Origin of the sequence: Mesorhizobium sp. CO1-1-8 (assembly GCF_020164875.1) — a bacterium.
Classification (GTDB): Bacteria; Pseudomonadota; Alphaproteobacteria; order Rhizobiales; family Rhizobiaceae; genus Mesorhizobium.
Genome location: NZ_JAIUGZ010000002.1, coordinates 167,926 through 189,844 on the forward strand (window position 1 = coordinate 167,926; position 21,919 = coordinate 189,844).

Genomic DNA, 21,919 nt, shown 5'->3' on the forward strand with positions numbered 1-21,919 from the left:
CATGGCCAATGTCGCGATCGTCGGAAGCGGGTTCATCGGGCGAGCTTGGGCGATCAGCTTCGCCCGCGCCGGCCATGATGTGCGGATGTGGGACCAGTCGCCGGCAGCGACAGGTGGCGCCCGCGACTACATTGCCGGCGTGCTCGACGATCTCGTCCAGAACGACCTGCTGCGAGGACAGGCGGTCGACACCGTGCTCGGCCGGATCACCATTGTCGCCGAGCTGGCAGAGGCGCTGGCTGGTGCGGTCCATATCCAGGAGAGCACGCCTGAAAACCTCGAGGTGAAGCGGGAGGTGTTCTCGCTGATCGACAGCCTTGCCGATCCGCAAACAGTCATCGCCAGTTCCACTTCGGCGCTGCTGCCGTCGAAATTCACCGACCATCTGCAAGGACGGCATCGCTGTCTGGTCGTGCATCCGATCAATCCGCCCTATCTCATCCCGGCGGCTGAGGTCGTGCCGGCGCCGTGGACGTCTGCTGACACGCTCGAGAGAACCCGCGCGTTTCTTATCGACGCCGGTCATGCACCGCTGGTGATGAAGCGCGAGCTCGACGGCTTCATCATGAACCGCCTGCAAGGCGCACTGCTGGAGGAAGCTTTCCGGCTTGTCGCCGACGGCTTTGCCAGCGTCGAGGATGTCGACATTGGCATTCGCGACGGGCTGGCGCTGCGTTGGTCGTTCATGGGGCCATTCGAGACAATCGATCTCAATGCACCCGGCGGCGTGCGCGACTATGTCGAGCGCTATCAGGGCATCTATTCCAACATCTTTCCCCAGACGCAGCGGCGCGTCGACTGGGCCGGCAAGGTCATCGACACGGTCGAGGCTGATCGCCGCAAGCGACTGCCACAGCAAAGCTTAGGCGACCGGCAGGTGTGGCGTGACCGCCGGCTCATGGCGCTCGCCGCCCACAAGAGAAAATCGGATCAGGAGTTTGGAGAATGACGCAAACCAGTCGCAAGACGGGGCCTGCACAGATCAGGGGCAAGGTCATCATCACCTGCGCGGTGACGGGCGCCATCCACACGCCGACCATGTCGCCCTATCTGCCGATCACGCCCGACCAGATCGCCTCGGAGGCGATCGCCGCTGCCGAAGCCGGTGCCGCGATCCTGCATCTGCACGCCCGCGACCCGGAAACCGGCAAGCCCGACCAGACGCCGGAGGCCTTCGCCCGCTTCCTGCCGCGCGTCAAGCAAGGCACCAACGCCGCCATCAACATCACCACCGGTGGCAGCCCGTACATGAAGGTCGAGGAGCGCGTGCGCCCGGCCGCCCAGTTCAAACCCGAAGTCGCCTCGCTCAACATGGGCTCGATCAATTTCGGGCTCTATCACCTCGCCGACAAATACGAGACCTTCAAGTTCGACTGGGAAAAGCCGCATCTGGAAGCGACCCGCGACCTTGTCTTCCGCAACTCGTTCAAGGACATCGAGTACATTCTGGCGACCTGCTACGACAACGGCACGCGCTTCGAGTTCGAGTGCTACGACATCGCCCATCTCTACAACCTTTCCCACTTCGCCGACCGCGGGCTGGTGAAGCCGCCTTTCTTCGTGCAGTCGGTGTTCGGGCTGCTTGGCGGCATCGGCACCCACCCCGAAGACGTCGCGCATATGAAGCGCACCGCCGACCGGCTGTTCGGCGACCAGTTCCGCTGGTCGGTTCTCGGCGCTGGCGCCAGCCAGCTGCGCATCGCCGCGCAATCGGCAGCCCTTGGCGGCAACATCCGCGTCGGGCTGGAGGACAGCCTTTGGGCGGGCAAGGGCAAGCTTGCCAAATCGAACGCCGAGCAGGTCTTGCTGGCCCGCAAGATCATCGAAGGGCTCGGCATGGAGGTCGCGACGCCCGACGAGGCACGCGAGATCCTGTCATTGAAAGGCGGGGACAAGGTCGCTTTCTGAGGCGGCCCGAGCAATCGCCGCGAGACGCAAAACGGAGGAGGACGGCATGAAGATCGAAGTCGTGGTGGACGTGAAGACCACACTGGGCGAAGGACCTCTGTGGGACGCCGAACAGGAACGACTCTACTGGATCGACAGCTTCGACGGGCGCGTGTTTCAGGCGACCGCCGACGGACGCGAGATACGGTCATGGGACGTGCCGATGAAGATCGGCTCAATGGCGCTGCGCAAGGACGGTAGCGGCGCCGTGGTGTCGCTGCAGCGCGGTTTCCATCTGCTCGATTTCGCCTCCGGCGATGTGACGCTGATCCACGATCCCGAGCCGGACAAGCCGATGAACCGGCTCAACGACGGCAAGGTCGACCGGCACGGCCGCTTCTTCGCCGGCTCCATGGATACGATGGAAGAGGGGCCGTCCGGCGGGCTCTACAGGCTCGATCCGGACTTCTCCGTCACCCGGATCGATTCTGGCATCATCTGTTCCAACGGTCCATGCTGGAGCCCCGACGACCGCACCTTCTATTTCGCCGACACCTGGACCGGCGAGATATGGGCCTACGACTACGACATCGCCACCGGTGCCGCCACCAACAGGCGTACCTTCGTACGCGTCGACACCAGCCGGGGCGGTGCGGCGGACGGCTCGACCGTCGATGCCGAGGGCTATCTGTGGAATGCGCTGGTCTATGACGGCCGACTGGTGCGCTATGCGCCCGATGGCAGCATCGATCGCATCATCCACATGCCGGTCAAGAAGATCACCAGCGTCATGTTCGGCGGACCGAAGCTCGACACCCTCTATGTCACCTCGATGGCCAAGCCGCCGCTGCCCCGTTTTCCCGGCGACGGCGTTTTGCGCGGCAGCCTGTTCGCCATTACGGGTCTTGGCGTCAACGGCGTTGCGGAACCCCGCTTCGGCAGCTGACGCCAGGCAGGCCTTGGCTCGCCGGAGCCTCGCTGAGAATATGGGCCGAAACCAAGCCGCGTTCGAGAAGTCGCCTGTGCGCGGCTTCCAAGGTCGGATCAGGTTCCAAGGGAGCGTGAGGAACGCAGAGGTCGAGCGTCCACAGGATGGTTCCGAAATAGGCCCGACATAGCCGTGGTAACTGCCATCTATCCAAACGGGGTAAGTTCGGCAATCAATGCCGAACGTGTGCGTATACAGGCATACATATATCCACACAGAGGGGTTTCCGTTAGGCTGAGCGTCGCGTGAAATGGGAGCATCGATTGCGGGGATTTGCGGAAAGCGTGATGCAGGGGCCGCGAACCGTGGCCGAACAGGTCGCCAATGTCCTGCGCGAAGCGATTGTCAGTGGAACCATCAAGGCAGGCACTCCGCTGCGCCAGGATGAATTGGCCGAGCAGTTTGGTTTTAGCCGCATGCCAATCCGCGACGCCCTTCGCCAATTGGAAGCCGAAGGTGTTGTTTCCATCCATCCGACAAAAGGCGCGCAGGTCGCCCGGATGGACAGCGCCGAGATCAGTGAAATCTACGCACTGCGCGAATTGCTCGAATGCGAGGCGTTGCGGCTCTCGCTCCCCACTCTTATTACCGCGAAGCTCGACGAGGCGGAACAGGTGCTCGATCAGATCGACGCCGAGCGCAATGTCGGCCGATGGGGCGCGCTGAACCGTGCCTTTCATCTGGCTCTCTACGACGCCTGTGGCAACCATCGATTGCTGGCCTTAATCGAGGCGCACCACAATGCCGCCGATCGCTACGTCCGCATCCTGCTGTCGCACCTGGACTATCGCAGCCGCTCGCAGACGGAGCATCGCGACCTGCTGGCCGCCTGCCGGCGGCGCGACGGTGACAGGGCCATGAGCATTCTGAGGCAGCATCTTCGCGAAGGAAGCGAGGCGCTGGTCAGCGCGATCAGGGAAGATGGCTTGTCGCGAAAATCCTGACGGCGTGGCTCATGGGCATTGCGATGGCCTCAGCCCTGCGCCGGCCTGCGTTCGACGATGTAGATGTGGTCGGCCGCCAGCACCACTTCGCCACGCTGGTTGATCACCTCGCAGCGCTCGATAACCCGTCCCGACCCCGGCCTCTTCGGGTCGTCTTCCCTGGCCGTAATTGTGGTTCGCGTGCGAATCGTGTCGCCGATGAACACCGGCTTGATGAAGCGCAACCGGTCGTAGCCGTAGGAAAAGGCGACAGGGTTGATGACGGTTGCCGTCAGCCCGATGCCGACCGAGAACACCAGAGTGCCATGCGCAATGCGCTGGCCGAACGGCGTCGTCTTCATGAACTCGGCGTCCATATGATGCGGAAAGAAATCGCCGGTGTGGCCGGCATGGACGATGAAGTCGGTCTCGGTGATGGTGCGGCCGCTGGTCAGGCGCGACGAGCCGATCTCGTAGTCCTCGAAATACTGGATCTGTTCCATCAGGGTCTTTCCGCGATCGGTGTCGCCGGTGCCGCACTCGACTGATACGCTGCCTCGACCAGCGCCATCGTGCTCCAGGCATCTTCGACGGGGCTTATCAGCGTATCATCTTCTCCGGCCGCAAAGCGCTGGACATTGGCCATGCGGCCAACGAAGGCATCGGGAAACCACTCGCCGGCCAAGGGCACGGCGATCCAGCCCGTTCCGCCCTTCGGATAGATTTCCAGCACATCCGGCTCACCTGTGGGATAATCGAGGTTGAGACCCAGCTTGAGATAGGCGGCACCCTCGGTGCCGCAGATGCGGAACTCGCAGGCCTGGTGCCTGCGACCGAATTTGTGGTCGTGGTTGATCGACAGGGCGCAGCGCACGGTGTCGCCATAGTCGAGAATGGCGCTGGTGCGCGTCTGCGCCACCTTATGGTTGGGATGGCCGAGCGTCTTGGCGTGGACGCCCTTGGGATCGCCGAGTAACTGCCGGATCAGATCGAGATAGTGGATCGAATGCATGGCAATCTCGACGCGCGGCGCCTTGAGCAGGAATTCCCACAGCTCCCACGGTGTCGCCAGCGCCAGCCACGCGTCGAAGTCGACGATCTTGCCGAGCCAGCCCTTGGCGATGGCGTCCTTGAGCGCCAACATCATCGGCGCGAAGCGCAGCTGGAAGTTCACCGCCGCATGGAGCTTTTTGGCACGGCAGATCTCGAGGATCGCGGTCGCCTCGGCAAGGTTGCTGCCCATCGGCTTCTGGATCAGCGCGACCGCGCCGTCGCGCAAGGATTTCAGCACGTCGGCATGACGCGATGGCGGCGTCGCAAGGTCGAAGATCGCCCCCTCGACGGCAGCAGCCTCCTCGGCCGAGCGAAAGGCTGTCACGCCCCATTGACTGGCCAGTTTTTCAGCCCTGGCGTGGTCGGGGTCGTAGAGGCCGGCGACAGGAAAGCCGGCCTTCCGGTAGGCCGGGAAATGCGCGTCGCCGACGATCGACCCGGCGCCGAAGGTGACGATCGGCCTGGGCTTGGAGGGTTTGGGCCAGGACTGGACGAGCAAGGCAGGGTCGAAACCGCCTTCAGTCATGATGGAAGACCTCGTCCATCTCGGCCCACCACTCGCCTTCCCCACGCGTCGCCAGCGGCTCCTGGCACGGCATGCAGACCGCCCACCATTCCTGCGTCGTGGGGTCGGCTGCCATCTTGGCCATGTCGGCTTCGTAGTCGCTGCCGTGATATTCGAAAGTGCTGAACAGCAGGTTCTCCGGACGCTTCAGGTAGATGGAATAGTTCTTGATGTTGCAGGCCGAGATCATGGTCAGCACGTCAGGCCAGACGGCCGCATGCAGGCGGACATACTCCTCGACCTTTTCAGGCTTCAGCCCCAGAACCATTCCCATCCGCTGCATGCCCGTCTCCTATCTGGTGATCGCCGTGGTGAATTCGGCGATGCTCATGGCCTTGACCGCGTCCCAGTCCCAATCGATGCCGATACCAGGCTCGTCGGGCGCCAGCGCCTGGCCATCCTCGATGCGCATGCGCTTACCGGTCAACTGGTCGAGTTGCGGAATGTACTCGACATATCTGCCGTTCTGAACAGCGCAGGTCAGGCTGACATGCAGCTCCATCAGGAAATGCGGACAGACCGGAATGTCGAAAGCCTCCGCGGCATGGGCGATCTTGAGCCAGGGCGTGATGCCGCCGATGCGGCCGACATCGACCTGCACGATCGAGCAGGCGCCTTTCTGCATGTATTCGCGGAAATGGCGGATGGAGTAGAGCGACTCGCCGATGGCGATCGGCGTCTGCGTCGAGTTCGACAAGCGCACATGCCCGTCGATGTCGTCGGCCGGCAGCGGCTCCTCGATCCAGGCGAGATCGAGCTCACGCAGCCTGGACGCGCGGCGGATCGCCTCGTCGACCGAAAATCCCTGATTGGCGTCGGTCATGATCTCGTAGCCGTCGCCGACCGCCTTGCGTACCGCCGACAAGCGCGCCAGATCTTCCGAGCCGTGCGGCCTGCCGATCTTCACCTTCGAGCCTCGAAAGCCCTTCGCCTTGGCGGCCAGCGCGTCGTCGACCAGCGCCTGCGTCTCGATGTGCAGCCAGCCGCCTTCGGTCGTGTAGAGCGGGCAGCGGTCCTTGGCGCCGCCGGCCAACTTCCACAAAGGCAGGTTCTGCTTCTTGGCCCGCAGATCCCACAGTGCGGTATCGATGGCCGCAATCGCGATGGCCGTGATCGCTCCAATCGTGGTGGCATGCGTGGCGAATTCGAGATCGTGCCAGATCGCCTCGATCCTATCGGGGTCGCGGCCGATCAGGCGCGGCACCAGATGGTCCGAGAGCAGCCGCATCACCGACGAACCGCCGGTGCCGATCGTGTAGCTGTAGCCGGTGCCGACCGCGCCGTCGGAATCGGTGATGGTGACGATAGGCGTTTCCTGGCTGACGAAGCTCTGGATGGCGTCGGTGCGCTTGACCTTGGGCACAAGGTCCACCATGCAAAGGTCGACTTTCTCAATTTTGGCCATGCCCATCAGCTCCGCAATGTCTTTCCGGTCTCAGTGGCAAACAGATGCGCCTGCGACATGTCGAGGCTCATGGCGACCCGCTCGCCCGGCCTCAATGGCCTCGGGTTCAGCATGCGCGACACCCAGTCCGGACCGTTGAATTCGACGAACACCAGCGTCTCGTTGCCGAGCGGTTCGGTCACCGTGATCGGAAGTTCGATCTGGTGCACGTCGGCAGCACCTCCGGAACTGATACCATGGCCGGTCGGATAGATGTCGTCCGGCCGCAGCCCGAACACAACCTTGTCGCCGGTCGTGACATTGGCCTTGAACTGAGCGGGCAGCGGCAGCTTTTCACCGCTGGCGAAAACCATCTGGCCGTCATCGATCGTGGCCTCGTGCAGGTTCATCGGCGGCGATCCGATGAAGCCGGCGACGAAACGCGTTGCCGGCCGCCGGAAGACCTCGTCGGGCGTGCCGACCTGTTCGATATGCCCGTCGCGCATGATGACGATACGGTCGGCCAGCGTCATCGCTTCGACCTGGTCGTGGGTGACGTAGATCACCGTCGACTGCACCTTGGCATGCAGCTTCTTGATCTCGGTGCGCATCTGCGTGCGCAATTTGGCGTCGAGATTGGAAAGCGGTTCGTCGAACAGGAAGACATCGGGGTCGCGCACGATGGCGCGGCCCATGGCGACGCGCTGGCGCTGGCCGCCGGAGAGTTGCGAGGGGCGGCGATCGAGCAACGTGTCGAGGCCGAGGATGGCCGAGGCTTCGGCGACACGGCGGTCCATGTCTTCCTTGGCGGCACCGGCGATCTTCAGCGAGAAGCCGAGATTCTCGCGCACCGTCATGTGCGGATAGAGCGCGTAGGACTGGAACACCATCGAGATGTTGCGTGAACGTGGGGGCAGGTCGTTGACGATGCGCCCGCCAATCTCGATCGAGCCGGCGCTGATCTCTTCCAGCCCGGCGATCATGCGCAGCGTCGTCGATTTGCCGCAGCCGGACGGGCCGACCAGCGCGATGAATTCGCGGTCGGCGACATCGAGATCGATGCCGTGCACGATCCCGATGTTGCCGTAGCGCTTGGTCAGCTTGGTGAGGGTAACGGTTGCCATGGTATCAGCCTTTCACCGCGCCGGAGGTCAGGCCGCCGACAAGGTGTTTCTGGACGACGTAGGTGAGGGTGAGCGCCGGGATGATCATCACCACGGCGAGCGCGCACATGCCGCGCCAGTCGATGGTGAACTCGGCGGTATAATCGAGCAGGCCAACTGGCAGCGTTTTGGCGCTGACCGAGCGGGTCAGCTGCGAGGCCAGCGCGAATTCATTCCAGCAGGTCAGGAAAGCGAAGATCGCCGCGGAGGCGATTCCTGGACCGGCGAGCGGAAACTCGACCTGCCAGAACGCCTGCCAGCGCGTGCAGCCGTCGATCTGCGCCGCCTCCGCGAGGTCCTTGGGCACCTTGCGGAAGAAGCCGTCGATCAGCCAGATGGTGAACGGCACGTTGAGCGCGACATAGGCAAGGATCAGTCCGAAATGGGTGTCGATGATGCCGAGCCGCACATAGAGGAAGAACAGCGGCAGCGAGAGCGCAATCCCCGGCACGGTGCGCGTCAGCATCAGGCCGAGGAAGACGCTCGATTTGCCGCGGAAGCGGTAGCGCGCGAAGGCATAGCCGCCGGCCATGCCGATGGCCACCGCAATGACCGTCGAGGTCACCGAGATGATCAGCGAGTTGCGGAAGTACTCGATGACAGGGATGCCGCCCTTGCCGATGCCTGAGAACATGGCGACATAGGCGTCGAACGAAATCTCCTGTGGGATCCACACCGGCGGCTTGGCCATGATCTCGACGGTCGGCCGCAGCGACGAGATGACGATCCACAGGCCCGGCAGGCAGATGGTCAGCATCGCCAGGAACAGGCCGATGCGATAGACGACGCCCAGCAGCCGGCGCTTCAGGCGGGCGGAAGAATTCTCGTCCATCTTCACCACTCCGCACCGATCTGCGTGCGCGCCGCGGCGAGCTTGTTGAAGAAATAGACGGTGAAGGCGATCGACAGCAGGATCGAGAAATAGGCCATGGCGTTAGCCATGCCCATGCGCCCATCGCTGTAGGCGGTGCGGGCCACCAGGGTCCAAAGCAGTTCGGTGCGGCCCGCCGGTCCGCCATCCGTCATGATCTTGACGATGTCATAGGCGCGCGCGACGTCGAGCGAACGGATGGTCATGGCGATGTAGGCGAAGGGCATGACGAATGGCCAGGTCACATAGCGGAATGTCTGCCACGGCGTGCAGCCGTCGACCCGCGCCGCCTCGATCGGCTCCTTGGGCATGGCGAGCAGACCGGCGAGAATCAGGATGGCGAAGATCGCCGTCGACGACCAGATCTCTGCGATCGAGATGGCGATGAAGGCGAGATGGCCCTCGATCAGCCACGGTATGGCGTCTTGCGTGATGCCGAGCGACTGCAGCGCATTGTTCACAAGGCCGATATTGTCGTTGAACATGAACTTGAATTGGAAGCCAACCAGGATGGGCGAAAACATCATCGGGAACATCATCAGCGTGCGCAGGATGCGCTGGCCCCGCGTCGCCTTCTCGACCAGCATGGCCAATCCGAGGCCGAGCAGCATTTCAAGATTGAGCGCGATGGTCAGCAGCAGCACAGTGCGGCTGAAGGCCCACCAGAAATCGGTGTTGGACAGGATCGAGAGATAATTCCGGACGCCGATGAAGACGTAGAATGTCTCTGGCCGCGTCAGGCGGAACGGCGTGAAGCTGGAATAGAGCGACAACAGCAACGGCACCACGACAACTGCCGCCAGCACGATCATGGCCGGAAGCAGCAGCAGGAATGGCGCGGGTGGCTTGAAGCCCTTCATCAGAATCCTTGAGGTGTTTGCATTTGGACGGCGCCTGGGCCGGGAGATGCGTGGGCGAGGGACGAAGGATTAGCGCGAACCGCCTAGCATCCTGCGAAACGCGATCGCCTCCCCCATTGCTGATGGGGGAGGCAGCCTTGGGAGCCGTTGCTAGAGCTTGCCGGCGTCCTGGAGGATTTGCGTCGCCTTGGCCGCCGCTTCATCCAGTGCCTGCTTCGACGTCTTGTCGCCGAGGATCGCCGCCTGCAGTTCAGGATAGACGGCGTTCGAGATCTCGATCCATTCAGGCGTCTGCGGCACGGCAAACGCGTGCTTGGCCTCTTCCTGGAAGGCGGTAAGAACCTCCTTTTTGTAAGGATCGTTTTCGGCCTGCTTCAAATCCCAGTCCCAGACCGCGGTGCGGGTCGGCAGCGGGCCGGCGGCGGCCTCGAGCTTCTGGCTGTCCTCGTTGGTCAGCCACCACACCAGGGAAGCTGCGGCCTCCTTGTTGGGGCAGTTCTCGGTCACCGAGAAGCCGTGGAAACCGGACCAGCCGGTGCGCTTGCCGGACGAACCCTTCGGCGCGACTTTCACGCCGACATTGCCGGCAACCTTCGACGACTTCGGATCGTTGAAGAAGCCTGCCCAGCCCGGCCAGTCAAGGTTGATGGCGACGGTGCCGGACGCAAAGCCCTGGCCGAGATCGTCCCACAAATAGTTGGTGGTGCCGGCCGGCACGGCCTTAGCCTTGTAGAGGTTGACGAACCAGTCGAGCGCGCGGATGCCGGCCTCGGAGTTGAAGACCGGCTTGCCGTCCTTGTCGAGATACTCGCCACCCTCGGCGACGACCATTTCGTAGAAGCGGCCGTTGATCGCCTCTTCCTTGCCGGCGAACTGCGTGCCGTAGAAATTAGGTGGGTTGGCGAAAAATTCGGCCTGGTCTGTGACTTCCTTCCAGGTGTCCGGCGGCACCAGATCATAGCCGTATTTCGCCTTGAATTTGGTCTTGTTGTCGGCGTTCTCGTACAGGCTCTTCTGGTAATAGAGCGCCGAAACGTCGAACTGCGCGCGCGGCAGCATCTCCAGCTTGCCGTCGATGGTCGCCGACTGGATGGTCGACGGCACGAAGGCGTCGATCTCTGCCTTGGGCAGCAATTTGCTGAGGTCGGTGTAGAGGCCCGTATATTGCGGCGCGAACGACGAATGGTTCCAGCCGACGCACCAGTTGGTGCTGCCCGAGGCGATGTCGGACTTGAGCTCCTTGTCGATGTCGAAGCCGTTCTTCTTGGTCAGGATGTTGACCTTGGCGCCGGTCGCCTTCTCCCATTCGGGAATGCGCTCGTAGAGCTTTTCATATTGCTGGCCGCCGATCAGCTTCACGTCGATGGTCACGCCTTCGAACTTGCCGGGCAGGTCGCCGGCAAGGGCAGCGCCCGCACCTGACGCGAGCAACAATGCGCCGGCGCACACGCCGGAAAGCTGTCTGTTCATTGGTATCCTCCCTTGGTGCCGCCTCCGCGGCGACCGCAACGCGTCTGATGACAAGAAGTGCTACATTCATATACAAACAAAACATTCATAGACACGTCAAGGCGAAATTTGTTTCCGCCGCGCACGTTCCTGCGTATATGAAGGGTGAAATTCACTGGAGGATGAGCCCATGGACGACAGCGAAGACGAGCGCTATCGCGCGCCGGCGCTCGACAAGGGGCTCGATATCCTCGAACTGCTGGCGGCCGTCGACGGTGGCCTGACCCAGGCCGAAATCGCCAAGAAACTCGACCGCAGTCCCAATGAATTCTATCGCATGCTCGACCGGCTGGTGCGGCGCGGCTACGTCACGCGCCTCGACGGCGACCGCTATTCGCTGACGCTCAAGCTGTTCGGCCTGGCACAGCTGCACGCGCCGGTACGGCGGCTGGTCTCCTATGCCACGCCGCTGATGCGTGAGCTTGCCGAAACATCGCAGCAGGCCAACCAACTGGTTGTTTTTGATCGCGGTTCTGCCGTGGTCATCGCTCAGCAGGAAGCACCGAACTACTGGGGCATATCGATCCGGGTCGGGTCCCATATCAGTCTGTTCGACACCGGCTCGGGACATGTTCTGCTCGCTTTCCGCTCACCGGAAGAGCGCCAGATGATGATCTCCGAACACGTCCGCAGCACCGACAAGACGGCGCAATCGACCGAGTTCTTCACCCGTCTCGACCAGATCCGCGACCGTGGCTACGAGATGATGGCCTCGATGCAGACAGCCGGCGTCTTCAACCTGTCGGCCCCGGTGCGCAGTTCCGACGGCAAGGCGATCGCCGCGCTGTCGATTCCTTACATCACGGTGGTCAATGCGCCTTCCGCGCCCGACATCACCAGGACGATCGAACTGTTGCTGGCAACGTGTGAAAAGCTGTCGCACCTCGCTGGATCAGCAGTCGGCTCATCGGTGTGAATTCTTATTTGAATGAGGAATTCTCCCGTGAGATGATTTGAAAAGCCAGAGGGAGGAGCCTCACCATGATCATCGATACCCATCTTCATCTCATCGATCGCTCGGCCCTGCGCTATCCCTGGCTCGCCGGCGTGCCGGCGCTCAACCGCGATTTCTCTTATGAAGACTACGCGACGGAGGCGCAGCGTGTCGGCGTCGGGCGTGTGCTGCATATGGAGGTCGATGTCGATGCGGCCGACATCGAAGCCGAGACCGCTCGTGTGACAGGATTGTCACGGCAGCCCGGCAGTATGCTGGCCGGGGTGATCGCGTCCTGCCGTCCTGAGGAAGGGAACTTCGCAGCCTATCTCGAACGGCAGCGGGCAAACCCGTTTGTAAAGGGCTTTCGCCGCGTCCTCCATGTCGTGCCCGACGAGCTTTCGGAAGGTGCGGTGTTTCGCGACAGCATCAAGCGGCTTGGCGGCACCGGCCTGACCTTCGATCTCGTCGTGCTGCCGCACCAGATCCCCAGGGCGATCGCGCTGGCCGACCTTGCACCCGATGTGACGTTCGTCCTTGATCATTGCGGCGTCCCCGACATCAAGGGCAAGAGCGAACATCCATGGCGCGAGCATATAAGCGACATCGCCCGGCGCCCAAATGTCATGGCCAAGATCTCCGGTGTCGTCGCCTATGCCGATGCCGGTAGCTGGACGGTTGAGACGTTGCGGCCGTACGTCGAGCACACCATCAATTCATTCGGCTGGGATCGCGTCGTCTGGGGCAGCGACTGGCCTGTCTGCACGCTTGGCGGCGGCCTGTCGACCTGGGTGGCGGCGACCCATGCATTGCTTGGGGGCTGCAGCATTGGCGAGCGCGACAGGCTGTTGTCCGGCAATGCCCGCAAGCTGTGGCGGCTCGACTGACGGGTCCTTTCAGATGGTTGTCGAGACGTGCCGTTCGCGGCCATAGAGCGAAACCAGCAGCACGATGACGAAGCCGAGCGCGGCCTGCACCGCTGCGGGCTGAAAGCCGAGGCCGATCAGCAGCGTGTTGATCTCGGTCAGCACCAGCACGCCGGCGATGGTGCCGAGATAGCTTCCCCGGCCACCGACAAGTGCTGCGCCTCCTACGACGACCGCCGCGATGGTCTGGAAGAGATAGGGTTGGCCGACATCGCCATAGGCCGAACCGGTGAAGCCGAGCAGCAGCACCCCTGCCACGGCGGCGAAGAAAGCGCTTGCCGCATAGGTGATCACCCACATGCGAACCGGGTCAATCAGCGCCAGCGGCGCCGCGCCCGGATTGCTGCCCAGCGCATAGAGCCGGCGGCCATAGGGTGTCCGCTCCAGCACCAGCACGACGAGCGCGGCCAGCACGACCAGGCTCGGCACCAGCCACGGCACCGGCAGCGGTCCGGCCGATCCGCCGATCGAGACGAAGCTGGATACCGCTTGCGGTGCGGAGCCTGACGGGAAGCCGGCTGTCCACAGCAACACCAGCCCTTGCACGACCATGCCGATGCCGAGCGTGACGATGAGCGGCTGGATGTCGAGGCTGCGCGAGATCAGCCCGTTCAGCCCGCCGATGAAGAGCGCCAGCACGCCGATGAGGCCGCAGACCAGGACAAAATTCCAGCCATCGCCATAGAGCTGCGCCGCCACGACATTGGCAAAGCCGATGACGAAGGGGATCGAAAGGTCGATGCCGCCCATGATGACGACCAGCGTCTGGCCAATCGACGCGACGGCGAGCAGCGAGGCGAGCACCAGCATGGCGCGTATGGCAAACGGCGCGGAGTAGCCAGGAATGAGGACCGTGCCAGCGAGATGCAGAAGGGCGGCGACGCAGAAGGCGCCGACGACGCGGGCGTTGGTGGTCGCGAAGAGATTTCGGCGCAAAACCATGTCAGCGTCTCCCCATGGCAAGACGTTCCTGCAGCGCTGTCAGCATCACGGCCAGCACCAGGATCGCGCCGTAGGCGATCTGCAGCACGAAGGTCGAGACGTTGAACGTCGTCAGCACGCTTTGCAGCAGGAAAATGTCGATGGCGCCGATGGCGGCACCCGCCACGCCACCACGGCCGCCGGTCAGGCTGACGCCGCCGAGCGCTACGGCGGCGATGGCGATCAGCGTGTAGGTCGGCCCGATGTTGGGGTCGGCGGAACCGATCAGCGCGGTCAGCATCAGCCCGGCGCATCCGCCGAGGACGCCAGTCATGACATAGGCGATGAAGCGCACGCGCGTGACGTCGACACCGGCGGTGTAGGCGGCGCGGTCGTCGCTGCCGACCGCCATCAACTGGTCGTAGTAAGGGGTGCGTCGCACCAGCCACCAGGCGATGCACATCAATGCGAGCGGCAGCATCGACAGCGGGCCGGACAGTGCCTTGAGCCAGGCCGGCGCCGGGCCGATCGGCGCCGGCAGGATTGTCAGCGTCACGCCGGTGAGGATCAGATAGGTGCCGAGCGTGGCGACGATCGGCTGGATGCGCACGATTGTCGCCAGAAAGCCGTTCGCCGCACCGACCAGCGCGCCGACGAGCAGCGCCGCCGGAACGAGCACCAAGGGCGATGAGATGTCGGCGCCGAGGAACAGCAACTGGATCGCAAAAGCATTGACGAAGCCCATCAGCGGCCCGACCGAAATGTCGATGCCGCCACGGCCGGCGAGGATGACAGGCGTGGACGCAATGGCCGCACCGATCAAGGGCGCCGCCAATCCGACCAGCGCGCCCCAGGAACCCGGCTGGAACCGTCCGGGGCTGAGGATAAGATTGACCGCAAGCAGCACGACCAGCAGCACGACGGCGAAGCCGAAATTTCGCCCAAGGGATAGGAGACGCGCAACAGGGCTCATGCCGCACGTCCGAACATGGCTGATATCACGCCGTCGGTGGTGAGCGTGTCGCCGGCGATCTCGGCCGCGATTTCATTCTCACGGAACACCAGCACGCGCTGGCAGAGGAGAAGAATCTCCTCGATTTCGCTGGACAGGATGACGAGCCCCATGCCGTCGGCCGCCAACCCGCGAAACACGTCGTAGAGCACATGCCGCGTCGCCACATCGACGCCACGGGTCGGATCGTTGAGGAGCAGGATCGCGGGCTCCAGCGCCAAGGCCCGCGCCAGCAGCACCTTCTGCTGGTTGCCCCCCGACAAAGTGGTGATCGGCGCATCGGGCCGGGGGGCGGCGATCGACAGTTTTTCGCGGTAGATGTCGTAGCGCGCCATGCGCGCCGCCGGGCTGATCAGGCCGAGCCGTGTGTCGCGCGACAGAGTCGAAACGGCGAAATTGTCGAGCACCGACTGCGTCGGGAAAATGCCGTTGGCGCGTCGGTCGCGCGGCAAATAGGCGATGCCGCTGGCGACAGCCTTGCGAAACCCGGTGATCTTGCGGGACACACCCGATGCACCGAGTTCGATCGAGCCGCCATGCGGCGGTTCCAGGCCAGCAAGCATCTTGAGGAACAACTCCTGGCCGTGACCATCGAGGCCGGCAAGCCCGACGATCTCACCCGGAGCGATTGCCTGCGTGATCGGGCTGGCGCCGGGCGCGATGACGAGTTCGCGAACGGCAAGACCACCAAAATCGAGCGCGGTGCGATCAGCCATGCGCAAGCTCCGCGGCGGTACGTGGCGCCATCGCCTTGAGAAGTTCCGCCGGCGTTGAAGCGCCGCGCTCTTCGGTGCGCACCACGCTGCCGCCCCGCAGGATCGAAATGCGATCCGAAAGCGACATCACCTCGTCCATGCGGTGGGTGATGAACAGGATCAGGCAGCCTTCACCGGCAAGCGCTCGCATCAACGAAAAAACGGATTCGCGATCGGCGAAGTCGAGCGCGGCGGTGACCTCGTCGAGGATCAGGATCTTTGGGTTGCGCACGATCGCGCGGGCAAGGACGACCAATTGCTGCGCGGCGAGCGGCAGCAGGCCGGCTGGCTTGTCGAGGGGGACGTCGGTGACCGCAAAGCGCTTCAGCGCAGCTTCCGCCTTGTCACGGCGCTCATGGCGGGGAACGGCACGCCGGACCAGTCCGTCGAGGCCGAGCAGGATGTTGTCGGTGACGCTGCGGTCCGGTGCGATCAGCACCTCCTGGAACACCGTGGCGAAGCCTTGCGCCTGGAAGGCAGATGGATTGGCGCCAGAGAATGGTTTGCCGTGCAGCAGGATCACACCGCTGTCCGGCTGGACGATGCCGGACAACAGCTTGACCATCGTGCTCTTGCCCGAACCGTTCTCGCCCAGGATCGTGTGGATGGTTCCCGCCCGAAACGCGATCGATGCGTCCGCGAGCGCGATCGTCTCGCCATAGCGTTTGGATATGGTTTTGATTTCAAGCATGTCGCATTTCGATGCTAGCAGGCCGGCTCCCCGAAAGGAGCCAGCCTGTTGAGAGATTGGCAGGCGTCACTTTGCGCAGGCGTCACTTTGCACAGGCGTCGGGCACTTTCGAATAATCCCAGCCCTTGGTCGGCGCCGAGTTCGAGAAATAGGCGTCGAGCCATTCCTCCGGCATCGGATCTTTCGGTGGGATCGGGAAGATCGACACGGCATCCGTCGTCATGCAGTCCCTGTACCAGGCACCGAGATCGGCGGTGTGGACAGGCGGGATCGGGATCAGCAGCGTGTTCAGCTTCGGCTTCTGTCCGTCGAGCATGCGCTCGCCGACGCGGAACAGCGTTTCGGCGGTCCAGTGCGGCAGAACCGCATGGCCTTCGAAGCGGTACTTGTCGGGGTTGGCCTTCCAGTAGCCCAGTGCATCGCCGGTGATCGAGCCGGTGATCAATGGCGCCGGTCGGCCGGCTTCCGCGAAGGCTTCGGCGACGACGCGGCTTTCGCTGCCTGTCGTCCACACCGCATCGATCGGCGCCGGGTTGGTGGCGATCGCCTGCAGCACCACGGTCTTGGTGACGTTGGCTGTCCAGTTGCCGTTGACGTTGCGTGAAATCTTCAGCTTCGGATTTTCGGCCAGCGCCTTGTCCGCGCCCTGGCGCTCCTGCACCACGATCGGGTGTCCGGCGATGCCTTCGACCAGAAGGATGCTGGCGCCGTCCGGCTGCGCCTTGCCGATCGCCGTCATCATGTCGTAGCCCCAGCGCGCATAGTTGGAATCGACATTGATGGCGTTCGGGCTGGTCGCCGAGCCGGCCGCGGTGATGAACGGAATGCCGGCTTTGGCGGCAGCGTCGATCGCATCATCGAGTGCCGTCGCCGAGCCCGGGATCGAGGTGATGATCGAGCACTTCTTGTCGATGAAGGCGCGGATCTGGTTGATCTGCTGGCTGGCGTCGTTGTTGGAATCAGACACTTCGAAGCTGGACACCGTTCCGTCGGCGATCAGCCCGTCAACAAGACGCTTCAACTCCTTGGTCACCGTGACCCGCCACGGATTGCCCTGGTAGGATTCCGAGTGGCACCATTTCCACGGCTTCGGCGGCGTTGTGAAATTGTCCCAGGCCGAGGGCAGCACCTTCTGCGGCGCGCCGTCATACTGCGCCTTGAGTTCGGTCGGCAACCCGCCGATGACGCCTTGCACATCCTGGGCAAAGGCGGTCGTTGCAAGCGAGGCAAGCGCCGTTGCGGCCAGTAGGCCGCGGATCATTCCTGTCATCTGATTCTCCTCCGTTCGGTTTGGTTCAGGCTCCTCCACCGGCAGCGCCGGACACCTGCGCCGGGGAACTCTCCCGAAACAGGCGATTGAGATCGGCAACGACCTGTCGGGCTTGATGCCGGGAGGTCATGCCGGAAAGGATGCGTTCGGACGCGGCTTGCTGGAACGCCATGTAGCCGTCATGGCGCGGCCGCACCCATGCGCCCTCCAGCGTCGCGCGCGTATCCCGATAGAAGTCGCCGGTCGCCGCATTGACGGTCTGGTCCTCCCAGGCCGCTGCATGGCCGGGCTGGCCGCCGGCGGCGGCATAGGGGCCGCGCTGGACATCGCCGCTCGCGACCCAATAGGCAAAGTCGATCGCGGCACCCCTGGCCTTGGAGAATGCCGATACGGCTATGCCGGTGCCGCCAAGCGCCGAACCGATCGGGCCGCCGGAACCAATGACCGGAACATCGGCAAAGGCCAGCCGGTTCGCCCGAAAGCCAGCCGTCGCATAGGAAACGTAACCGTAGATCAGTGGCGCGCAGACGAGCCTGGAACCGGCCTCCGCCATACGTTCGGAGACGGCAATCGGATCCATCTCGAAACACGCGGGATCGACCAGCGCTGCAATCTCGCGCATTGTCTCGAAGACTTGGCTACCGATCTCCACATCGATCAGATCGTGGGACGGATCGGTCATGCAGGCATGCCCGAGATTGCCGGCGAGCGTGTAGAACACCATCAACACGTGAGGCGGTCGCAGCGGCAGCAGCACGCGGCCTTGCCGGGCGAGATCGAGCACCTCGCTCCAGCGCGCCGGCGGCGCCTCGAGCGCATCCGGACGCCATGCCTGGGCCTGGGTTGCCGCATCGATCGGGAAAGCCCATTGCCGTCCTTGCCAGTTGTAGCTCGGATAGGATTGGCCGACGCTGCCCGAGGCAAGGGCTGTGCGCTCCGCCTCGCGGCCGGCGACATCCAGCGGCTCGAGGCAACGCTCAGCCGTGATCTGGCCGACATGCGGATGGTCGATGACGATGAGGTCATAGGCGCGCGCCAGTTCTTCGACCGGGAAGGATTCGAAGTCCTGCAGCGATCGCTTGTCCCATTCGATGGCAATACCGGTCTTCTGCTGCCACAGAGCCGAGCAGGCGACCATCGGATCGTAGCCACGCGGATGGCTCCAGGTCATACCTTTGAGCTTGGGCGAACTCACAGGCCGAACTCCGCGCGGATGGCGGCACTGTGCTCGCCGATGCGGGGCGCCGCCCGATCGACCTTGGCCCTTATGCCATCGACCCGGAGCGGCGAACTGGTGGTGAGGATCGACACATCGTCCTCGCGCGTCACAGTCTGCAGCATGTCGAGGGACTGGAACCCTTCGCTCGCCAGCATCTCCGGCCAGGTCAGCACTTTGGCGCACCAGATGTCGGCCGGCTCGAGGATATCAAGCCACTCGTCGATCGTCTTGGTGGCGACCCGCTGTGCGATGATCGCCTTGATGTCGTCGCGCGCGGTGAACCACGACGCAGGGTTGTCGCGATAGGGTGCGAGTTCGCTGAGCGACAGGAGATCGGCCAGCTTGGGGATCGGCGTCATGGCGATGGCGAGATATCCGTCCTTGGCCGGGTAAACACCGTAAGGCGCCGACAGATAGGCATGCGCGCTGCGGAAGCTGGAGCGCCTGGGCAGCCGGCGGCCGTCATTGAGATGCGTCGTCAGCACCTCGAATTGGAAATCGACCAGCGCTTCCAGCAGGCTGGTTTCGATATGGCTTCCCTGGCCGGTGATGCCGCGCCGCACCAGTGCCGCGAGGATGCCTTGCGCGCAGGCCGCACCCGCCAGCATGTCGCCGATGGCGAGGCCGAACGGCACCGGCCCCTGGTCCTCGTCGCCGTTCAGCCACATCACTCCGGAACGCGCCTGCGCCAGGAGATCCTGGCCGGGTCTCTTGACCCATGGTCCGTCTTCGCCATAGCCGCTGATCGAGGCATAGACCAGCCGCGGATTGATCTTGCGGACCGCCTCATAGTCCAAGCCGAGCCGTTCGATGACGCCCGGCCGGAAATTCTGGATCAGCACATCCGCCTTGGCCAGAAGGCCGCGCAACGCCTCGAGATCGGCCCCGTTCTTGAGGTCGATGGCAAGACTTTGCTTGGCCCGGTTGATGGCGTGGAAGATGGTGGAATCGCCGCCGATCTCGGTGTCACTGAGATAGAGCCGGCGCGACAGGTCGCCGCCATCCGGACGCTCGATCTTGATCACACGGGCGCCGAGATCGAGCAGTCTGAGTGAGCAATAAGGCCCTGACAGGAACTGGCTCATGTCGACGACGACGAGACCGGCGAGCGGCAATTCGGCTGCTGCCGGCATGCTATTTCTCCGTCTTGCCGACGAAGTCGGCCGGGTTGCGGTACTTCACCGTCTGCAGATGTTCGCAGTAGAGAACGAGTTCGCCTTCGCCCTTGAACACCTCATAGCTGGCGCGGATCAGCCCCATCTCCTTGTAGCGGGGTGTCTTGTCGAGGTTGGAGCGGATCGAATAGATCGTGTCCCCAATGAAGACGGGCTTTATAAAGCGGAGCCTGTCGTAGCCATAGGAAAAGGCGTTGATGCAGTTGGTGGCGACCAGTCCCAGGCCAGCCGAAAAGACGAAGGCGCCGGCGATCAGTCGTTTGCCGAAAATGCCTTCGCTCTCGGCAAACATCTGGTCCTGCACATAGGGGTGGATGTCGAGCACCAGCGTGTTGAACAAATGGCTGTCGCCTTCAGCCATGGTGCGTCGCAACGAGCGGATCTTCTGACCGGCCGGCCAGTCCTCATAGAACCAGTTTTCGGCGTTCCACACCGGCAGCGCGGCATGATCCCTAGGCATGTTCTTGGGATGCGTCGAAGCGACGCCGACGGTGGGCGCGAAATCGTTCATAGCCAGCACCGCCAGGCGTGGATGAGGGACGTCACAGCTGTCGGAGAACGCATCAAGGCGTCGAAATGCAAGGCGTTTCCTCCCATCAATCTTCTTTTGTGAATAGTATTTTCACATATGGGGTTGCGTTGCAAGCGTGAACAGGCGAATTTTGGCTGCTCCCGCGCGCCGAAGCGCAGGCGGGCAGGGGAGGAAAATCATGCGCAAGGATTGTCTGGTCTTTGTCGGCAGCCTGAACCGCGAAGCGCCGTATTTTCAGGGCGCTCGGGGCGTCGGTCTCGGCGTCTACAGCTTTGACGAGACGACGCTGGGAACACGAAAACTGGCCGAGACCAACGACGTCGACAATCCGACCTTCCTCTCGGTGACACCGGACGGCTCGCACGTCTATGCCAATTCGGAAGTGTTCACCTGGCGCGAGGGAACTGTCTCCGCCTACAGCTTCGACCGAGCTTCGGGTACGCTCATTTATCTGAACAAGCAGCCGTCGCTCGGCAGCATCACCGCCCACAACACCATCACCCGCGATGGGACGAAGCTGCTGGTCGCCAATTACGGCATGGGCGAGGGCGGTCCGGATCGTGCCGTGGCTGTCTATGGTTTCGAGAAGGACGGCGCACTGTCGGCGCCGCTGGCCAGCATCTCGCATAAAGGCAGCGGCCCGAATGCCGCGCGGCAGGAACGTTCGCACGCCCATAGCGTCACCGAAACCATTGCCGGCAGCACAGCCATCGTCGCCGACCTCGGCATCGACCGGCTGGTGTCTTACCGGATCGAGCGCGACGGCAATCTGGCCAAGCTAGCCGAATCCGGTCTGCCATCCGGCGCCGGTCCACGCCACCTCGCACTGCATCCGAACGGACGCTTCGTCTTCGTCATGAACGAACTGGATTCGACCATCGTGTCGATGGCGCTGGACGAAGCCTCGGGCAAACTCACGCTCATCGACGCCAAGCCGGCGGTGCCATCCGAGGCGCGTGACAGCAACCATTGCGCCGACGTCCAGATCTCACCGGATGGCCGTTTCGTCTACGGCTCCAACCGTGGCCACGACAGCGTCGTCATCATGGCGATCGACCAGCAGGCAGGGTCGCTAAGCCTCGTCGGCTACGTCCCTTGCGGCGGTGCCACGCCGCGCAACCTGGCCCTGACGCCATCCGGCGGCCATCTGTTCTCGGCCAACCAGAATGCCGACCGCATCTCGATTTTTGCGCGCGACGCCGACAGCGGCATGCTGACCGACACCGGATGCGCCATCGAGATCGGCACGCCGATGTGCGTCAAGATCGTGCCCTGAACGAC

At 63.3% G+C, this 21,919-nt stretch carries 23 protein-coding genes; 7 read left to right on the forward strand and 16 right to left on the reverse strand.

From position 1 onward, the window contains the following. Position 1 precedes the first annotated feature (1 nt). The 4 genes from LB558_RS04180 to LB558_RS04195 all read left to right on the forward strand — a co-directional run bounded on the left by LB558_RS04180 (position 2) and on the right by LB558_RS04195 (position 3,819). Entirely contained in the window at positions 2-949 is a 948-nt protein-coding gene (locus LB558_RS04180) for a 3-hydroxyacyl-CoA dehydrogenase (protein ID WP_224696357.1), read from the forward strand. Beyond that, a complete protein-coding gene (locus tag LB558_RS04185) occupies positions 946-1,908 on the forward strand; it encodes a 3-keto-5-aminohexanoate cleavage protein (RefSeq protein WP_224696358.1) in 963 nt (320 codons plus the stop codon). The genes LB558_RS04180 and LB558_RS04185 overlap by 4 nt, the downstream gene beginning before the upstream one ends. 46 nt (positions 1,909-1,954) lie before the next feature. Next, a complete protein-coding gene (locus tag LB558_RS04190; RefSeq protein ID WP_224696359.1) occupies positions 1,955-2,833 on the forward strand; it encodes an SMP-30/gluconolactonase/LRE family protein in 879 nt (292 codons plus the stop codon). Positions 2,834-3,162: 329 nt separating this feature from the next. Further along, positions 3,163-3,819, forward strand: coding sequence for a GntR family transcriptional regulator (locus LB558_RS04195; RefSeq protein WP_224696740.1), 657 nt, complete (start codon positions 3,163-3,165; stop codon positions 3,817-3,819). 29 nt (positions 3,820-3,848) lie between these two features. Here LB558_RS04195 and LB558_RS04200 read toward each other — a convergent pair whose 3' ends face one another. The 8 genes from LB558_RS04200 to LB558_RS04235 all read right to left on the reverse strand — a co-directional run bounded on the left by LB558_RS04200 (position 3,849) and on the right by LB558_RS04235 (position 11,164). Next, the gene (locus LB558_RS04200) at positions 3,849-4,304 is read right to left on the reverse strand and encodes a MaoC/PaaZ C-terminal domain-containing protein (protein WP_224696741.1); all 456 of its coding nucleotides are present in this window, start codon (positions 4,302-4,304) and stop codon (positions 3,849-3,851) included. Then, positions 4,301-5,377, reverse strand: coding sequence for a Gfo/Idh/MocA family protein (locus LB558_RS04205; protein ID WP_224696360.1), 1,077 nt, complete (start codon positions 5,375-5,377; stop codon positions 4,301-4,303). The genes LB558_RS04200 and LB558_RS04205 overlap by 4 nt, the downstream gene beginning before the upstream one ends. Next, positions 5,370-5,699 (reverse strand): L-rhamnose mutarotase, encoded by a 330-nt coding sequence (locus LB558_RS04210; RefSeq protein WP_224696361.1) that lies wholly within the window; start codon positions 5,697-5,699, stop codon positions 5,370-5,372. The genes LB558_RS04205 and LB558_RS04210 overlap by 8 nt, the downstream gene beginning before the upstream one ends. A 9-nt stretch (positions 5,700-5,708) precedes the next feature. Beyond that, positions 5,709-6,821 carry a mandelate racemase/muconate lactonizing enzyme family protein gene (locus tag LB558_RS04215; protein ID WP_224696362.1) on the reverse strand — a complete coding sequence of 371 codons (1,113 nt, stop codon included), beginning with the start codon at positions 6,819-6,821 and terminating at the stop codon, positions 5,709-5,711. A gap of 5 nt (positions 6,822-6,826) precedes the next feature. Next, positions 6,827-7,924, reverse strand: coding sequence for an ABC transporter ATP-binding protein (locus tag LB558_RS04220; protein WP_224696363.1), 1,098 nt, complete (start codon positions 7,922-7,924; stop codon positions 6,827-6,829). Between the two features lie 4 nt (positions 7,925-7,928). Next, complete coding sequence (locus LB558_RS04225; RefSeq protein WP_224696364.1) at positions 7,929-8,795, reverse strand: carbohydrate ABC transporter permease; 867 nt, start codon at positions 8,793-8,795, stop codon at positions 7,929-7,931. Positions 8,796-8,797: 2 nt separating this feature from the next. Continuing rightward, positions 8,798-9,694, reverse strand: a complete 897-nt coding sequence (locus LB558_RS04230; protein WP_224696365.1) for a carbohydrate ABC transporter permease — start codon at positions 9,692-9,694, stop codon at positions 8,798-8,800. Between the two features lie 150 nt (positions 9,695-9,844). Further along, positions 9,845-11,164: an ABC transporter substrate-binding protein gene (locus tag LB558_RS04235; RefSeq protein ID WP_224696366.1), complete on the reverse strand. Its 1,320-nt coding sequence runs from the start codon at positions 11,162-11,164 to the stop codon at positions 9,845-9,847. Between the two features lie 169 nt (positions 11,165-11,333). On the opposite strand from LB558_RS04235, the gene LB558_RS04240 reads away from it, so the two are divergent. Both LB558_RS04240 and LB558_RS04245 read left to right on the forward strand, forming a co-directional pair. After that, positions 11,334-12,119: an IclR family transcriptional regulator gene (locus tag LB558_RS04240; protein ID WP_224696367.1), complete on the forward strand. Its 786-nt coding sequence runs from the start codon at positions 11,334-11,336 to the stop codon at positions 12,117-12,119. Between the two features lie 65 nt (positions 12,120-12,184). Beyond that, positions 12,185-13,024, forward strand: a complete 840-nt coding sequence (locus tag LB558_RS04245) for an amidohydrolase family protein (protein WP_224696368.1) — start codon at positions 12,185-12,187, stop codon at positions 13,022-13,024. Between the two features lie 9 nt (positions 13,025-13,033). On the opposite strand, the gene LB558_RS04250 is transcribed toward LB558_RS04245, so the two are convergent. From LB558_RS04250 to LB558_RS04285, 8 genes are all read right to left on the reverse strand, one after another. Next, positions 13,034-14,005: an ABC transporter permease gene (locus LB558_RS04250; protein ID WP_224696369.1), complete on the reverse strand. Its 972-nt coding sequence runs from the start codon at positions 14,003-14,005 to the stop codon at positions 13,034-13,036. Position 14,006: 1 nt separating this feature from the next. Further along, the gene (locus tag LB558_RS04255) at positions 14,007-14,957 is read right to left on the reverse strand and encodes an ABC transporter permease (protein ID WP_224696370.1); all 951 of its coding nucleotides are present in this window, start codon (positions 14,955-14,957) and stop codon (positions 14,007-14,009) included. Then, complete coding sequence (locus LB558_RS04260) at positions 14,954-15,712, reverse strand: ATP-binding cassette domain-containing protein (RefSeq protein WP_224696371.1); 759 nt, start codon at positions 15,710-15,712, stop codon at positions 14,954-14,956. The genes LB558_RS04255 and LB558_RS04260 overlap by 4 nt, the downstream gene beginning before the upstream one ends. Continuing rightward, positions 15,705-16,442, reverse strand: coding sequence for an ATP-binding cassette domain-containing protein (locus tag LB558_RS04265; RefSeq protein ID WP_224696372.1), 738 nt, complete (start codon positions 16,440-16,442; stop codon positions 15,705-15,707). The genes LB558_RS04260 and LB558_RS04265 overlap by 8 nt, the downstream gene beginning before the upstream one ends. An 82-nt stretch (positions 16,443-16,524) precedes the next feature. Further along, entirely contained in the window at positions 16,525-17,712 is a 1,188-nt protein-coding gene (locus tag LB558_RS04270) for an ABC transporter substrate-binding protein (protein WP_224696373.1), read from the reverse strand. A 25-nt stretch (positions 17,713-17,737) separates the two neighbouring features. Then, complete coding sequence (locus LB558_RS04275) at positions 17,738-18,907, reverse strand: extracellular solute-binding protein (RefSeq protein WP_224696374.1); 1,170 nt, start codon at positions 18,905-18,907, stop codon at positions 17,738-17,740. Then, the gene (locus LB558_RS04280) at positions 18,904-20,064 is read right to left on the reverse strand and encodes a CaiB/BaiF CoA transferase family protein (protein ID WP_224696375.1); all 1,161 of its coding nucleotides are present in this window, start codon (positions 20,062-20,064) and stop codon (positions 18,904-18,906) included. The genes LB558_RS04275 and LB558_RS04280 overlap by 4 nt, the downstream gene beginning before the upstream one ends. A 1-nt stretch (position 20,065) precedes the next feature. Further along, positions 20,066-20,617: a MaoC family dehydratase gene (locus LB558_RS04285; protein ID WP_224696376.1), complete on the reverse strand. Its 552-nt coding sequence runs from the start codon at positions 20,615-20,617 to the stop codon at positions 20,066-20,068. Positions 20,618-20,816: 199 nt separating this feature from the next. On the opposite strand from LB558_RS04285, the gene LB558_RS04290 reads away from it, so the two are divergent. Continuing rightward, positions 20,817-21,914 (forward strand): lactonase family protein, encoded by a 1,098-nt coding sequence (locus LB558_RS04290; RefSeq protein ID WP_224696377.1) that lies wholly within the window; start codon positions 20,817-20,819, stop codon positions 21,912-21,914. The last annotated feature ends 5 nt before the right edge of the window (positions 21,915-21,919 follow it).